Genomic DNA, 16,871 nt, shown 5'->3' with positions numbered 1-16,871 from the left:
GGCGCGTAGCCCGTTTCCCAAACCGTATTCCAGCCCGGGCATTTTGCCGCCCGACCGCCACACTCCTCTGGCATCTGCAGTCAAGGAGGAGTAGTGTATGTACAGCTGTAAATACGATTGTCCCGTGCGATTTGAATGGGACGAGGACAAGAACCTGCTCAACATCCGCAAGCACGGTATCGACTTCAATGACGTGCCCGAGATGTTCCGCCAGCCGATGCTGGCGTTGCGCGATGAGCGATTCGAGTACCCGGAGGCACGCTGGATAGGCATGGGCTGGATCAACGCCTGGGTCAGCGTGGTCGCCTACACCGAACGGCAGGGTGATGTGATCCGCATCATTTCCGCCAGAAGAGCCACACGACGTGAGGTAACGCGCTATGTCGAAACCGTCCAGAAGCTGTGAGCAAGACCAAGCCCCGTTCGATACCTCGGACATCCCCGAACTCGACGATGACTTTTTCCGCCGCGCCGAGCTGCGAGTGCCGGCCAAGCAAACGGTGACCATCCGCCTGGACGCCGACGTGCTGGCCTGGTTCAAGGAACAGGGGGCCGGCTACCAGACCCGCATCAACCAGTTGCTTCGCCAGTACATGCAAGCCCAGCAGCGGCGCTGACACTGGCGCGGTCAGGTTTTCCTTTCCGCTTCTTTAAGCTCCTGGATGCGCTTGTCGATCAACTGGCATTTGTCCGGCAAGTCCTTGCTGGCCGTTCCGAGCTGCATGTGCTGGAGCTCGTCGTTTATCTCCTTGGCCTTGCGCGGGTTCTGTTCGGTCAACTGGCTGACCAGCCCTGCCAGTTCTTCTCTTTTCTGCGTGGCCTCTTCCGGTGTGCAGGCCCAGATGGGCTGTGCGCAGAGCAGGGTGGCCGCGCAGATAAGGCATGGCAACGGTTTCATCCCTCGACTCCTTGTTACCAGTGGATTCAGTCCGGTGGAGGCGTCTGGCTGCCTGGAAGTTCAGTCCAGGTGATTGCTGGAAGGGTCCTTTGACGATTTCACGGTTTTTTGACGATATTAATTTGACGCCATGATGATGGCCAAATAATATCCCGCGCTCTTTTCCGTGGTCCAGGGACTGGATGATGTCTATGCGTTTTAACCGGGGGCGAGCTTGCATGCTTGCCGCCTTGCTGGCCTGCACGACCATGGGTACGGCCCGTGCTGCCTCACCCGGCGACCAGGACCTGATCCGCGACCGCCAGGACCGTCTGCTCGAAGAGCAGCAGCGCCGCCTCGAAGAGCTGCGCAACCTGCCCGGCAAGGCCGCTGAACCCGGTGAGTCGCAACCGGCGACCGACAGCCGCTGCTTCACCATCCACACCATCGAACTCAAGGGCGCCGACAGCCTGTCCGCCGCCGACCGCGACCGCCTGCTCAAGCCCTTCATCGACCAGTGCCTGGGCGTCACCCAGCTCAATGCCCTGCTCAAGGCCATCACCGACCATTACCTGGGCCGCGGCCTGGTCACCAGCCGCGCCTACCTGCCGCAGCAGGACCTGTCCTCGGGCCACCTGCAGGTACTGGTGGTGGAAGGGCGCCTGGAAGGGCTGCGCCCGGACCCGAACAGCGGCTTGAGCGACCGCGAACTGGCCATGGCCTTCCCCGGCGATATCGACCAGCGCCTGAACCTGCGCGAGATCGAGCAGATGGTCGACCAGCTCAACCGCCTGCCGTCGAACAAGGCGCAGATGGAGCTGACCCCGGGCAAGGCCGTCGGCGGCAGCGAAGTGCTGGTGCGCAACACCCAGCAGAAACCCTGGCGTGCCTCGCTGTCGCGCAACAACGAAGGCCAGCGCAGCACCGGCGAGCAGATGCTCAACCTTGGCCTGGAATGGGACAGCCCGCTGGGCCTGGCCGACCAGCTGATGCTGCGCGGCGGTCATGACGTGGTCAGCGACCATACCCAGGGCTCGAAGAACGGCGTGCTGTTCTACAACCTGCCGTGGGGCTGGTGGAACTTCACCTACAGCTACAGCGAGAGCGAATACCGCTCCCTGGCCCAGGCCAACGGTTTTGCCTTCAAGCAGACCGGCGACAGCCAGAACCACCAGCTGCGCGCCGAGCGCGTGGTGCACCGCGACGCCACCAGCAAGACCTCGCTCAATGCCGGCATGGCCCACCTGCGCACCAACAACTACATCGAGGACAGCCGCCTGGCCGGCAGCAGCAACCGCCTGAGCGAGGCGCAGTTCGGCATCAACCATGGCCGGCGCCTGGGCAATGCCTTCGTCAACCTCGACCTGGGCACCCAGGAGGGCATCGGCGCCTTCGACGCCCAGGACAACGGCCATCCACGCCCGGGCCAGCCGGTGGCGCGCTACCGCAAGTACAGCGCCACGCTCAGCTACGTGCAGGGTTTCCAGCTCTTCGGCGAGCGCCTGAGCTTCAGCAGCCTGGCCACCGGCCAGCGCAGCGAGGACGTACTGTTCAGCCCGCAGCGCATCAGCCTGGGCGGGCTGTCGTCGGTGCGCGGCCTCAAGGACCAGTCACTGTCCGGCGACAGCGGCGGCTACTGGCGCAACGACCTGCGCTGGACCCGCCCGGTGAACTGGCCGCTGCTGCAACCGCTGGTGGCCGAGTACGGCCTGGGCCTGGGCTACGACCTCGGGGTGATCCGCAACGATCGCTACAACGGCGAGTACCACGGCCGTGCCAGCAGCCACTCGCTGGAGCTGTTCGCCCGCGGCCAGCACATGGCCGCCAGCGTGACCTTCGCCCACAGCCTGGAACGCCCCGACGTGCTGACCGACAAGGAACGCCCGGTGTATTTCCGCCTGGATTTCTTCCTCTGATCCACCTGATCCCCTGACTTACGAGACCTGACATGGACGTCCGCCTGTTCGCCTTCCTGGCCCGCCAACGCTCGGCCGCCATTCAGCCTCGTGAGCGTTTCTGCGGGTTGCCCAAGCGGGGCCTGGCGTTCCTGCTGGCCAACGCCATGTTCTGGCAGCCATTCTGGGCGCAGGCCGCCGAAGGCGTGGTGGTCAGCGGGCCGGGCACCCGGCTGGACCAGGCGGGCAATGGCGTGCCGATCGTCAACATCGCCGCGCCCAATGGCAGCGGGCTGTCGCACAACCAGTTCAGCGACTACAACGTCGGCCAGCAGGGGCTGATCCTCAACAACGCCACCGAGCGCACCCAGGCCACCCAGCTGGGCGGGATCATCCTTGGCAACCCCAACCTCCACGGCCAGGCGGCCAATGTCATCCTCAACGAGGTCAATGGCGCCAACGCCAGTCAGTTGCGTGGCTATACCGAGGTGGCCGGGCATGCGGCGCATGTCATCGTCGCCAACCCCCACGGCATCACCTGCGATGGCTGCGGTTTCATCAATACGCCACAGGCCACGCTCAGCACCGGCAAGCCGGTGATCGAGAACGGCCAGCTGACCCGTTACCAGGTCGACCAGGGCCACATCGCCATCGAAGGCGCGGGGATCAATGCCAGCAACGTCGACAGCTTCGAGCTGATTGCCCGCAGCACCAAGATCAATGCCGAGATCCAGGCCCGCAACCTGGCCATCGTCGCCGGGCGCAACGATGTCGATGCCCGCACCTTGGCGGCCACCGCGCGTGCTGACGACGGCAGCGCCAAGCCGAGCCTGGCGATCGACTCCAGCGCGCTGGGCGGCATGTATGCCGGCGCGGTCAGGCTGGTCGGCACCGAGGCCGGTGTCGGTGTGCGCCTCGACGGGCGGATGATCGCCAGCGGTGGCGATATCCAGCTCGATGCCAATGGCCAGCTGAGCATGGCCCAGGCCAGCGCCGGGGGCGATGTGCGCATCCGGGCGACCGGTATCGAAACCCAGGGGCCGGTGCATGCCGGCAAGCAACTGCAGGTGGAAAGCCGTGGTGACCTGGTCAACCGTCAGGGGCTGACCGCGGCAGGTTCGGTGCAACTGGACGCGGCAGGTCAACTGAGCAACCTTGGGGGCATCCAGGCCGGCATCCAGGCCGATGGCAGCCGCGCGGCCGATGCCGACCTGAAGATCAACGCCGGAGCCGTGGACAACCGCAACCAGCGCCTGATCGCCAGCGGTGACCTGACGCTGACCACGGGTGGCCGCCTGGATAACCAGGGCGGCAGCCTCAGCGCCGGGCGCCATGTCGACATCAACGCCGCAACGCTGGACAACCGCCAGCAGGGCAAGGTTGTCGCGGACGGGCGCATGACCCTCACCGGCGGGCAACTGCTCAACAGCGACCGTGGCCAGATCATCAGCCAAGGGGCACTGAACGCCACCTGGGCGCACCTCGACAACCAGGCCGGTGAGTTGTCCAGCTTCGATGCGCTGACCGTGCATCTCGACCAGGCGCTGCTCAATGTCGATGGCGTGGTTTCTGGTGCTGGCATGGAGATCCATGCCCTGACGCTGAACAACCTGCGTGGCGTGGTGTCCAGCAGTGCCGGCCTGGAGCTGGTCAGTGGCGCCGATATCGACAACCAGCACGGTGAGATCTCCAGCGCCGGTGCTAGCCAGCTGCGCGCCGCCAGCCTCGACAACCGTGGCGGCAGGCTCAGTGCCGATCAGGCGCTGACGCTGACCGTCGGCCAGGCTCTGGATAACCGCAAAGGCGTGCTGGCCTCGGGTACGGCGCTGACGGTGAGCGCCGCCAGCCTCGACAACCGCGAGCAGGGCAAGCTGCTCAGCGATGGCACACTGACCGCCAAGGTCAGCGGCGTGCTCGACAACCAGGACAAAGGCTTGCTCAGTGGTACTGGCGCGACGCACATCGAGGCCGGCCAGCTGGACAACCGCGGCGGCCGACTGGTTGGCAAGGACTTGCTGACCCTGCAAGGCCAGCGCTGGGACAACCGCGGCGGCAAGATCGAGGGCGATGGCGCGATGACGCTGACCCTCGACCAGCTCGACAACCGTGACCAGGGCCTGGTCAGCGGCCAGGCCGGGGTGCGCTTCGATGGCACCGAACTGCTCAACCAGCTCGGCATCTTCGGCGCTAAGGGCAATCTGGATCTGGTCGCTGCGCACCTGGACAACAGCGGTGGCAGCCTGACCAGCGGTGGTGATCTCGATGGCCAGGTCACGCGCCTGGAACAGCTCGGCGGCAAGCTGTCCGCCGACGGCAAGCTGACCCTCAAGGGTGATTCGCTGGTCAACCGCCAGGGCGCCGTGCTGGGCGCCGGGCAGGGCATGCGCCTGACCGTGGACAGCGTCGACAACCGTGGTGGTGAACTGTCCGCGGCCAAGGCGTTGAGCCTGACCGGCCAGCGCCTGGACAACACCGGCGGCCAGGTCCTGGCCGAAACCGACCTGTCGCTGACGGTGGTCGAAGTCATCAACCAGGCCCAGGGCCTGCTGCGTGGCAAAGGCCAACTGACCCTCGACGGCCAGACCCTGGACAACCGCGACGGGCGTGTTTCCGGCGAGCAGGGCGCACGCCTGCGCTTGGGTCAGGCGCTCGACAACGGCAAGGGGCTGCTGACCAGCGAGGGTGACCTCGATATCGGCGCCGCCAGCCTCGACAACAGCGACGCCGAGCTGAGCAGCGCCGGCAAGCTCATCCTGGCCACCACTGGCAAGGTAGACAACCAGCGCGGTTCGATCACCGCCGACGGCACCCTCGACCTGCGCAGCGCCAGCCTGGACAACCGTGCCGGCGAGATCGGCGCCCAGGGGGCCATGGATATCGCCACCGGCACGCTGGACAACCGCGACAGCGGGCACGTGGTCGGCAACGACCGCCTGACCATCAAGGCCGGCCAGGTCAACAATGCCGGCAGCGATAGCCGCATCGACAGCGATGGCGCCATGCAGCTGACCGCCACGGGCTTCGACCAGCAGGCCGGGCGTCTGCTGAGCAAGGCCTCGATCACCCTAGACCTGGGCCAGGGCGCGTTGGTCAACCATGGCCTGATCAAGGCTCCGCTACTGGTGCTGAATAACCTCGGCAGCGTCGACAACCAGAAGGGCGAGATTTCCAGCCCGCAAGGTTTCACCCTCGTCACCACGACGCTGGACAACCGCCAGGGCAAGCTGATCAGCGACCAGGCGTTGACGGTGCGTATCGCCCAGGCACTGGACAATACCAAGGGGCTGGTCTCGGCCAAGGGCCTGGACCTGCGTGCCGCCAGCCTGGACAACCGCGAAGGTGAAGTCAGCAGCCGCTCCAGCCTGGTCGTGGCTATTGATGATCGCCTGGACAATCGCCAGGGCACATTGGTAGGCGACACCTCGCTGAAGCTCGACGCCAAGACCCTGGACAACAGCAAGGGCAAGATCTCCGGCAAGGGCCGCGGCGAGATCGAGGCCGCCACACTGCTCAACACTGCGGGTTCGCTGGTCAGCCTGGAGCAGTTGCGGATCAAGGGTGGCGAGCTGGACAACCGTGAGTCAGGGCTGCTCGGCAGCAACGGCGCCCTGACCCTGGACGTCGATCGGATCGACAACCGTGGCGGCGAGATCACCGGCAAGGCCGCTGTCGCGGTCACCGGCACCTCGCTGGACAACAGCGACGGCGGCCTGCTGGTGGCCGGCACGGGCATGACCCTCGCACTGCAGGCACTGCTCAATCGCAACAAGGCACGTATCGAGGCCCAGACCGGCCTGACCCTGACCGGTCTGACCCTGGACAACGACGGTGGCCGCCTGACCAGCCAGCGGGACATGACCCTGACCTTGACCGGCGCGGCGCTCAACCGCCTCGGCCTGATCAGCGCCGAGGGCCAGCTGGTGATGGCTGCGCAAAGCTTGGACAACAGCACTGGCAAACTGGATAGCGCCGGCAGCTTGAAGCTGACCACGGCAGGCGCGCTGCTCAACAAGGGTGGCGAGTTGCTGAGCGACGGTGACATCACCCTGGCCAGCGCCAGCCTGGAAAACACCGACAAGGGCGTTATTGCCAGCAAGGGCGCGCTGGCCATTACCACCGGCCACCTGGACAACAGCCGCCAGGGCAGTGTCAGCAGCAACCGCACCCTCGACCTGCACGCCGGCCAGCTGGACAACCGCGACGGCGGCCGCGTGGGCAGCCGCGAAGCACTCAGCGCGACGGTTACTGGCCTCGACCAGCAGGGCGGCAAGCTGTTCAGCGACACTTCGGTGAACCTCGACCTGGGCCATGGCCACCTGGACAACCGTGGCGGCCTGATCAACGCCCCGTCGCTGCTGCTGAACAACCTCAAGACCGTGGCCAACCAGGGTGGCGAGATTTCCAGCGCGCAAGCGTTCACCGTCGCCGCCGAGCAACTGGACAACGGCAACGGCCGCTTGCTCAGTGACCAGGGCCTGCTGCTGCGGGTCAGCCAGCGCCTGGACAACCTCAAGGGCCTGATCGGTGGCCAGTCGCTGGAGGTTCATGCCGGCGTGCTGAGCAACCGCGACGGTGGCCGCATCGAAGCCAAGGACGCACTCACACTCACCAGCAAAGGCGTGGACAACCACGGCGGCAAACTGCTCGGCAGCAGCCTTGCACTGGACGTGCTCGGCGCCGACCTGGACAACGGTGCCGGCCTGATCACCACCGCAGGCTCACTGACCCTCGCCAACCTGGCCAAGCTCACCAACCAGGGCGGCGAGATCTCCACCGCCCAGGCCCTGCGCCTGGACCTCAGCGAACTGGACAACCGTGACGGCAAGCTGATCAGCGAACAGACCCTGGCCATCACCAGCGGCGCGATCGACAACCGCAACGGCCTGGTCTCGGGCTGGCAGGGGCTGACCGTTACCGGCCAGAGCCTGGACAACCGCCAGCAAGGCACGCTGTCGAGTCGCTCCGGTGCCGTGCAGGCGACCGTGGCCGGCGCCCTGCGCAACAGTGACGGCGGCGCGCTGGTCGCCCAGCAGCGCCTGGACGTCAAGGCCGACAGCCTGGACAACAGCGCCAAGGGCATCCTGTCCAGCGGCAGCGGCCAGCAACTGACCATCACGGCGGCACTGGACAACCACGAGGGCGGCCTGATTGATGCCGGTGAAAAGCTGGTCATCAGCGCTGGCGCCCTCGACAACCACGGCGGTCGCGTGGCCACCCGCCAGGACCTGGGCCTGACCGCCGCGAGCCTGAACAACAACGACGGCAACCTCGCGGCCCAGGGCGCCCTGACCCTCGATCTGCTCGCCGACCTGCTCAACCGCAAGGGCACGCTGTTCGCCGGCAAGGACCTGCTGATCCAGCGCGCCGGCCTGGTCGACAATCAGGCTGGCCAGATCGCCAGCCAGGGCCTGCTCAAGGTGCTGGCCGGCAGTATCGACAACAGCCAGCGCGGCACCCTGGCCGCCAATGGCGCGCTCGTGCTCAACAGCAGCGGGGCGCTCAGCAACACGAGCGATGGCCTGATCTACAGCCAGCAGGGTGAGGTAGGCCTGCAGGCGGCAAGCCTGAACAATGCCAAGGGCACCGTGCAGGCCAAGGGCGCGATCAGCGTGCAGGCCAACGGCGTGCTCGACAACCAGGGCGGCAAGCTGATCGCCCAGGAAGGCGTACTGAGCGTGACCGCCGACACCCTCGACAACCGCGGCGGCATCCTTGCCAGCCTCAAGCAGTCGCTGGGTGTGCGCACCACCGGTGTACTGCGCAACGGCAGCGACGCCAATGGCCAGCGCGGCGTTCTCCAGGCCCTGGGCCTCGATGTGCAGAGCGCCAGTCTGGACAACCACGGCGGGCGCATCGCGGCGTTGGGTGGTGATGCACTGATCCGCACCGGGCAGCTGGATAACCGCGACGGCGGCATCTCCGCCAGCGGCCTGCTCAAGGTCAACGGCGCCAGCCTGCTCAACGGTGGCGACGCGCGCGGCGAAATGGTCGGCCAGCGTATCGACATCGGGCTGAGCGGCGCGCTGGACAACCGTGGCGGCATCGTCGAAAGCGCGAGTACTTTCGCCATCACTGCCGCCAGCCTGGATAACCAGGGTGGCCAGTTGCGTGCCGTGGGCAGCACAGGCAAGAGCCAGTTCGCCATTGGCGGCCTGTTCGACAACCGCACCGGGCTGGTGGAAGTCGGTAATACCGACCTGACGCTCGGCGTCGGCGTGTTGCAGAACGTCGGCGGCAAGGTGCTGCATGCGGGCAAGGGCGTGTTCGACATCGACACGCTCAACCTGACCCGCGCTGGCGGCAATCTGATCACCCGTGGCGGTCTGACCCTGACCGCCGACAGCTGGACCAACGCCAGCGTGATCCAGGCCGGGCGCCTGACGGTCAACGTCAACAACCTCACCCAGACCGCCGGCGGCCAGTTGCTGGCATTCGACAGCCTGGTGGGCAACGGCGGCAACTGGAGCAACGATGGCCTGATTGCCAGTGACGGTGATCTCAGCCTGAACCTGGGGGGCACTTACAGCAGCGCCAATGGGCGGGTGAACAGCCTGGGTACGCTGGGCGTGAGCGCGGCGCAGATGAGCCTGGGTGGCAACGCCAGCATCACCGGCGTGGGCAACACCACGGTCAACGTGGCGGGCCTGCTGACCAACCAGGGGCGGCTGAGTGCGGCAGGTGATCTGCTGGTCAATGCCGGCAGCCTGAACAACCTGGGGACCCTGGGAGGCAACCAGCTGGTGCGCGTGACCACCGGCAGCCTGCGCAACGATCGCAGCCTGTTGTTCAGTGGCGGGGACATGCAGCTGTACACCGGGACCCTGACCAACTTCTATGGCGACGTCTACAGCCTGGCTGGGCTGACGGTGGCGGGCAATGCCGCAGGTGGGCTGGCGAGCAAGGTGGAGAACATCTCCGGCAGCCTGGAAAGTGCCGGGGACATGCGCCTGAATGCGCAGACGATCGAGAACCGCAAGGAAATCTTCAAGACCACGGGGGCCCCGACCTGGAGCTCGATCGGCATGCGTCAGACCGGTCCGGGCGGCGGTCATATGGTGCTTGAGGAGTACTACGAGAAGAAGGTCGAGATCGACTCGCCCGCCGGCGCCATCCGTGCTGGCCGCGACCTGTTCGTGCTCGGGGGGCGGCTGGAGAACTCGGCTTCGGTGATCACCGCACAGCGTGATATCACGGTCAATGTGCAGAACTTCCTCAACAAGGGCGAGGCACTGGGCACCTATTCGGTATTGAAGTCGTTCACCCTGTCAGGCGTGGACAAGGTCAAGTACGCCATGCCGTATTTTGCTGCGGTGATGCGCTACAACGCAGCCAATGACCCGCAATACACAAGGGCCAACAGTAACGGCGACAGACACCTCGTTGGCACATTGCGCATGTGGGATGCCAACTGGAACGAGTCACGCATCACGCCCTACACCCGACTTGGCGGTACCGCGAACTTCAACACCATCGCGGTCATCGGTTGGAAGAGCTGGTTCGACGGCTTCTCGCTCAGTGCGCTGAACATTGCGCCGGCATACAACCCGAATGTGAGAGCGCCTCTGCCCGCGCAGATTCAAGGCGTCACGTTCTACGACCAGCGCACCATCGAGCACGGCACCCAGGTCGGTGCCGCGAATGCCGTGGTACAGGCGGGTGGCCGGGTAAGCATCAATGCCACCCGGGACGTGATCAACAGCGTCATCCAGGAAGGGCTGACGGTCAGTGGTCCGGCAGGCAAGGCGTTTGACCCCAAGCTGCCGGGCGCTGCCGGTAACACGGTTATCCGTATTCACGCCCAGCTTCCCCCTGACCTGGCGCAACAACAGGTCAACCCCCTGGCTTTGGGCGGCTTCACCTTGCCCACCGGCCAGAACGGACTGTTCCGCCTGAGTGGCCAGGGGGGCAGTACCGCGGGTGCCTCGCCGCAGGGTTGGACACTGGGAACTGCCGAGGTTTCGAACCAGGGCCGCCAGGCGCTGGCACCAGGCGGTCAGCCCGGCGCGCTGCAGGCCATGGACGCCAGTGCGGGGAGCCAGAGCCATCAGGACATCGACCGCATCGCCCACCAGGGCGGTGCCGTGGGCGGCAACGCAAGTGCCATCGGTGTCTACGCACCGGGCGGTGCGCCGGTTGACGCCACCCCTGTGCCGCGCCATCCCGGTACCAACGGCAACCCGTGGAGCAACTCACGTCCCGACATTGCGGGTGTCACCCGTATGCCGGACAGCCAATACACCAGCAAGCCACACAAGTACCTGATCGAGACCAACCCGGTCCTGACCGACCTCAAGCAGTTCATGAGCTCCGACTACCTGCTCGGCAACCTGGGCTACGATCCGGACCAGAGCTGGAAGCGCCTGGGCGATGGCCTCTACGAGCAACGTCTGATCCAGCAGGCGGTGGTGGCCCGTACTGGCCAGCAGTTCATCGATGGCCAGACCTCCGGCGAGCAGTTGTTCAAGTACCTGATGGACAATGCCCTGCGCAGCAAGGACCAACTGCAGCTCAGCCTGGGCGTGGGCCTGACGGCTTCCCAGGTGGCGGCGCTGACCCATGACATCGTGTGGATGGAAAAACACCAGGTCAACGGCGAGGAAGTCCTGGTGCCGGTGCTTTACCTGGCCCAGGCCAACAATCGCCTTGCCCCCAACGGCGCGTTGATCGCCGGCCAGGACGTGGAACTGATCGCCGGCGAGAACCTGACCAACGTCGGGACCTTGCAGGCCAGCCGCAACCTGTCTGCCACCGCTGGCAACAACCTGGTCAACACCGGCCTGGTCCAGGCCGGAGAGCGCCTGGAACTGCTGGCCGGCAACAACCTGAGCAACAGCGCCGGCGCCATCATCACCGGGCGCGACGTGAGCCTGACCGCGGTCAATGGGGACATCCTCAACCAGCGCGACCAGGTGCGCGCCGTCACCAACTTCGGCGGCACCAGCCAGCACAAGGACTACCTGGATAACGCCGCCCGTATCGAAGCCGGGAACAGCCTCAGCCTCAAGGCGGGCCAGGACATCAACAACGTCGCCAGTGTGATCCAGAGTGGCGGCGACCTGTCCCTCAACGCCGGGCGCGATGTCAGCCTGCTGTCGGTCGAGGAGCGCGAAGGCTTCTACAGCAACCGCCAGCGCAACAACACCGTGCAGCAGCATGGCGCGACGGTTACCGCCGGTCGCGACCTGAGCATTGGCGCGGGCCGTGATCTCACCGCGGTGGCCAGCCAGATCGATGCGGGCCGCAACCTGTCCCTGGCCGCGGGCGAAGACCTGAACCTGACCTCCGCCGCCAACGAAGCCCACAGCTTCAGCCGCAGCAAGAAGGTCACCCAGTCCAAGGACCAGGTCACCCAGGTCTCGACCACGGTCAAGGCCGGTGGTGACGTGTCGCTGTCTGCCGGCCAGGACATGGCCATCGTCGCCAGCCAGGTCAAGGGCAAGGGCGATGTCGACATCGACGTCGAGCGCGACCTGACCATCGCTTCCGCCCAGGACGAAAGTGCGTCCTACTACCTCAAGAAGAGCAAGGGTTCGTTCGGTCGCAAGAGTTCGAACCAGAAGGAGAGCTACCACAGCACCAACGTCGCCTCGGTGATCGAGGCCGGTGGTGATCTCACCGTCAACGTCAGCAAGCAGGACTATGGCGGCATCTCCCTGGATGGCGGCCGCGATGTCACGGTGATCGGCAGCCAGCTCAAGGCCGGCGGCGACCTCATGATTGGCGCGACGGGCGATGTGGCGGTGCTGTCCGGCGTCGAAGAGCATGGCGAGTTCAGCAAGAAGACCAAGTCCGGCTTCCTCGGCCTGTCGAAGAGCGGCAAGAGCCAGCTCAAGACCAGCGCCACCCAGGTGGGCAGCGAGCTCGATGCCGGCAACGACATTGTCCTGGCGGCGGGGAGCGACGTGCGCCTGCGCGCGAGCAAGGCCAATGCCGGCAACGATGTGGAACTGCGCGCCGGGTTGGTGGATGACGAGGGCGATGTCAACCTGGTATCGGCCAACGACACCGCCTATAGCCGCAGCGAGGAGTACAAACAGAAGCTCAAGCTGTCGCTTTCGGCCAAGGACATGCTGTCGCCGACAGCGCTGATGCTGCCGGGCGTGCAAAACGTCTCGATCCCCTCGGTCTCGATTGCGTCGGCAAAGACCTCCGGGCATGAAGCGCGCAGCAGCACCAGTGTCGGCAGCCAGGTGGTCGCCGTGCGCGACGCTACCCTGGAGGCGGAACGCGATATCAACGTGCTCGGTAGCGGGATCAATGCCGGACGCAATGTCAGCCTGAACGCCGGGCGTGACGTGAATATCACTGCGGCGCAGAACCAACGTGACGATACGCAGTGGTCCAAGTCGAGCAGCGTCGGGCTGCATTCGGACACCGACGACAACGGTACCAATTTCTTCGCCGGCGTTGAAAAAGAGAAAGCCAAGGACCGCCTGCGCGAGCAGTTGGCTGCCGGCAGTCGCATCCAGGCTGGCAAGGACCTGGATATCAATGCCGGGCGTGATATCAACCAGACCGGTTCGGACTTGCTGGCAGGGCACGATATCAGCCTTGGCGCCGGACGAGACATCAACATCGATGCCGGCCGCGACACGCGGATTCAGGAGCAGGAGCGCGAATATGAGAGCCAGGGGGTCAGTGGCTCGATCAAACACAACGCCGGCAGTACCAAGGATGCGATAAGCAATACCGGCAAGGGCGAGGATGGCGTCAGCAAGGGTTCCAGCACCTTGCAGACCGTGGACGCCATCGGCCAGTTCTTCTCCGGCCCCACCGGAGACGGCAAGATCGGTACCAGCAAGCAGACCAGCAGCCAGCAAAGCGTGGAGCAGAGCAATCGGTCTTCGACGCTGGAGGCCGGCAACGATGTGAAGATGCAGGCCGGCAACGACGTCAATATCAAGGGCAGCAAGGTCCAGGCCGGGCGAGACATCGATATCAAAGGCCGGGATATCAACATCGATGTCGCCAAGGGCAGCAGCAGCCAGGAAAGCAACCAGTCGCAGAGCTGGGGTGGCGTGCATGGTGGTACCAGTGGCGGCTTCAAGGTCGGCATCGGCGGCAGCCATGGCACTGCCAGTGCCGATGGCCAGCAGGGCACCTCCACGCCTTCGCAGCTGGAGGCCGGCGGCAACATCAAGCTCGACGCCAGCAATGACCTGAACATCGTGGGCAGCCAGGTCAAGGCCGGCCGCGATGTGGAGTTGAATGCCGGCAATGAGCTGAACATCGTCGCTGCCAAGAACGACAGCCAGCAAGAGCAGAACCGTCATAGCGGCGGTGGCGAGGTCGGCCTGACCTTCGGCTCGGAAGGTGTGGGCGTCTACGCCAGCGTCAACATGGGCAAGGGCGACCTGGAGCGTGAAACCCAGCGTCATCAGCAAGCCTATGTGTATGCCGGTGACCAGCTGAAGTTCACCAGTGGCAAGGACACCAACATCAAGGGCGCCCAGGTACGCGGCGACGAAGTGATCGGCCGTGTCGGTGGCGACCTCAACGTGGCCTCGGCCATCGACACCGGCAAGGTCAAGGGCAAGGAGTTCGACATCAATGCCACCGTCACCGTGGGCCCGGGCGCCGGTGTCAGTGGCTCGGTCGGCTATGGCAAGACCACCGGCAAGACCGAGTGGGTCGAGGACCAGACGCGCATCACCGGGCGTGACAAGGTCGATATCCGCACCGAGAACCACACCCAGCTCGACGGTGCGCTGATCGCCGCCGACAACGGCAATCTCAAGCTCGATACCGGCACCCTGGGCTTCAGCGACATTGCCGGCAAGGACAAGGAGCACGGTTACTACCTGAACGTGGGTGGCAGCTGGAAGAAGGGGTCGGCCAGTGCCGAGCAGGACCCTTCCAACGGCAAGGTCACCGCAGACGCGGGCAACGGCGAGAAGGGTTCGAAGAACCAGACCAGCTGGAGCGTCAGTGGCTGGGAGTATGAAAAGGACCGCGAGCAGACCGTCCGCGCCACCGTGGGTGCAGGTGATATCACTGTGCGCAAGGACGCCGAGACCGGCCAGGACTCCACAGTCGGGCTGAACCGTGACCTCGACAAAGCCTACGAAATCACGCGGGACAAGGAGTCGCGCACCGATCTCTATGTGACCGACAGCTCGCTGCACGATGTGCTGAATCCCAAGGAGACGCTGCAGAAATGGAGCGATGGGCTGCTCGACTACGACAAGACGGCGCTGAAGAACTTCGAACAGGCCGGCAATGCCCTCAACGCCCTGGTCAATCGTTACCAGCGCATGACCGGGCGGCCAATGGACAGCGGCGCTGTTGCGGTCGCGGGCCGGGCGCTGGCGGAAAACACCCTCGAGTCGCTGATCCTGGCAGGGATGTCGCCACGCGATGCCATGGCCTTGATGGGCAAGGAAGACTTCCAGACCCAGGTATTGCAGCAGCTCAACAACCTTGAGCATGTGTTCGAGCAGTCGCAGGATTTCACCCGCGAGCTTGAGCGAAATCTGGGGGCTCTGCAGCTAGACACGACACATGTCACGGCGGAGCGCGACAGCGTCCAATGGACGCTGACCTATGTCTCGACCATCAACGAGTACCTGGACGCGCATCCGGATGGGGCCGAGGCGGTCACCGTGGCACTTGCCATGCTGCAAGGCCCCAAGGCTGTCATCCAGTTGGCTGTCAGCCAGGTGATCGACCAGACGGAGCTGGGCAAGGACTTCAATGCCAAGGTCGAAGAGGCCGTGGCGAAGGTTGGCAAGTACATTGCCGAACGCATGGAAGGAGAGGACGACCTCGACAAGAAGGAAGGTGGCGACTTCCTGATTGGCGGTGGCAAGTTGATCACCAGCGTGATCATGGGCGCCATACCAGGACGCAAGGGCGGCACCCACCATGAAGGGAGCAATGGGCCGGGATCTCATCTGGATGTGCCGGACACCCGCAAGCCGCACGAGCCGCCTGCCGGCGATGTGCCGCCCAAGGGGCCGACATCGGCGTTCACCCAGCTTTCCAGCCAGGCACGGCGTTATCTCAATGAGCTGGAGGCGCACACGGGCCTCAAGGTCACCGCCGAGCAACGCGACAACCTGGCAAATGCCTTGCGCGAAAAGAACTACACCAAGCTCACGCCCAAGGAAACCCAGAAACACCGACGCGAGTTCAACAAGGTCAAGGACGAGCTGATCGGCCAGTGGGAAACCAAGACGGGCCAGACATGGCCCCGCTACACCGAGAACGTGATGAGCAAGGATGGAACAAAGGTGGTGCGCAAGGCCGGACAGCCCTACGATGCGCACCACATCATCGAAAGTGGGTTCGGCGGACCTAACGAATGGTGGAACATGCACCCGGCACGCTTCCCCGACCAGCATCAAGGCGGCATCCATGGGAAAGACAGCGTGAGCAGGGAAATCTTCACATCACGATAAGAGGGCAGGGTGAATGGGAATGTATGACGATCTGCAGCCGGACAAGGTGTCCGGCCCCCTTTCCAAACTGACGACAGCCGAAGCGCAGATGCTCTCGGCGCTGGCTGGCCCCCATTCGCAGGTGCCGGCCGATTACCTGGCGTTCATCAGGGAGCTTGGATGGGGGGAAGTGGGTGAGGCGGCCTATATGTTGTACGAAGGCCTGCTCACGCCTGACCAGGTCTACGATGAGGACGGGGACAACGCCCTGGAAGGCATACTGTTGTTCGGCGATGACCTGCAGGGTTACTGCTCAGGGTTCGACACGAACAATGGCTGGGTGGTTGTCGATATCGACCCGGTGAGCCGTGAGGCTCATCAGGTGGCGGACAGTTTCTCCGAGTTCATACGCGAACTGTTGGGTGACTTGTAGTCCGTGTGAACTGCAAGGGCCGGGAATCACCAGGCGGTGTCTCCCGGTTTCGATTCGCGGGTCCTTGCTGGCCGCTGCGGCCAGTTCTTCTCTTCTCTGTGTGGCTTCTTGCGGTGCGCATGCCCAGATGAGGCATGGCACCGATTTCTTCCCTTCCGACGTCCTCGATAGCCCTGGATGCAGTGCGCTGGTGGCCTCTGGCTGCCTGGAGCTTCAGCTTGGGTGGCTGCTGGAACAGGCAGTAGATGGTTTCACGGTTTTTTGACGATATTTATTTGACGTTTCCG

General features: G+C 64.7%; 6 protein-coding genes. 5 read left to right on the top strand and 1 reads right to left on the bottom strand.

Annotated features, from left to right (window positions below; genetic code table 11):
• Nucleotides 1-124: 124 nt before the first annotated feature.
• The gene (locus tag PRtIB026_RS22485) at nucleotides 125-406 is read left to right on the top strand and encodes a BrnT family toxin (protein WP_203651449.1); all 282 of its coding nucleotides are present in this window, start codon (nucleotides 125-127) and stop codon (nucleotides 404-406) included.
• On the top strand, nucleotides 381-617 hold the full coding sequence (locus PRtIB026_RS22480) for a BrnA antitoxin family protein (protein ID WP_203651451.1): 237 nt from the start codon (nucleotides 381-383) through the stop codon (nucleotides 615-617). The genes PRtIB026_RS22485 and PRtIB026_RS22480 overlap by 26 nt, the downstream gene beginning before the upstream one ends.
• An 11-nt stretch (nucleotides 618-628) precedes the next feature.
• On the opposite strand, the gene PRtIB026_RS22475 is transcribed toward PRtIB026_RS22480, so the two are convergent.
• Complete coding sequence (locus tag PRtIB026_RS22475) at nucleotides 629-898, bottom strand: hypothetical protein (RefSeq protein ID WP_203651453.1); 270 nt, start codon at nucleotides 896-898, stop codon at nucleotides 629-631.
• Nucleotides 899-1,116: 218 nt separating this feature from the next.
• Between PRtIB026_RS22475 and PRtIB026_RS22470 the strand changes: the two genes are divergently transcribed.
• Genes PRtIB026_RS22470 through PRtIB026_RS22460 form a run of 3 tightly spaced genes read left to right on the top strand, consistent with a single transcriptional unit; the run spans nucleotide 1,117 to nucleotide 16,584 of the window.
• Nucleotides 1,117-2,793: a ShlB/FhaC/HecB family hemolysin secretion/activation protein gene (locus PRtIB026_RS22470; RefSeq protein ID WP_244670968.1), complete on the top strand. Its 1,677-nt coding sequence runs from the start codon at nucleotides 1,117-1,119 to the stop codon at nucleotides 2,791-2,793.
• Nucleotides 2,794-2,825: 32 nt separating this feature from the next.
• Nucleotides 2,826-16,172, top strand: coding sequence for a hemagglutinin repeat-containing protein (locus tag PRtIB026_RS22465; protein ID WP_203651457.1), 13,347 nt, complete (start codon nucleotides 2,826-2,828; stop codon nucleotides 16,170-16,172).
• A gap of 19 nt (nucleotides 16,173-16,191) precedes the next feature.
• A complete protein-coding gene (locus PRtIB026_RS22460) occupies nucleotides 16,192-16,584 on the top strand; it encodes an SMI1/KNR4 family protein (protein ID WP_203651459.1) in 393 nt (130 codons plus the stop codon).
• The last annotated feature ends 287 nt before the right edge of the window (nucleotides 16,585-16,871 follow it).

It is taken from the genome of Pseudomonas sp. RtIB026 (assembly GCF_016861355.2).
Lineage (GTDB): Bacteria > Pseudomonadota > Gammaproteobacteria > Pseudomonadales > Pseudomonadaceae > Aquipseudomonas > Aquipseudomonas peradeniyensis.
This window is presented reverse-complemented; position numbering and strand designations above follow the sequence as displayed.

Excerpts from the sequence above, each read along its gene's own strand:
- PRtIB026_RS22480 (WP_203651451.1), top strand. The coding sequence starts at position 381 with ATGTCGAAACCGTCCAGAAGCTGTGAGCAAGACCAAGCCCCGTTCGAT.
- PRtIB026_RS22475 (WP_203651453.1), bottom strand. The coding sequence starts at position 898 with ATGAAACCGTTGCCATGCCTTATCTGCGCGGCCACCCTGCTCTGCGCA.
- PRtIB026_RS22470 (WP_244670968.1), top strand. The coding sequence starts at position 1,117 with ATGCTTGCCGCCTTGCTGGCCTGCACGACCATGGGTACGGCCCGTGCT.
- PRtIB026_RS22465 (WP_203651457.1), top strand. The coding sequence starts at position 2,826 with ATGGACGTCCGCCTGTTCGCCTTCCTGGCCCGCCAACGCTCGGCCGCC.
- PRtIB026_RS22460 (WP_203651459.1), top strand. The coding sequence starts at position 16,192 with ATGTATGACGATCTGCAGCCGGACAAGGTGTCCGGCCCCCTTTCCAAA.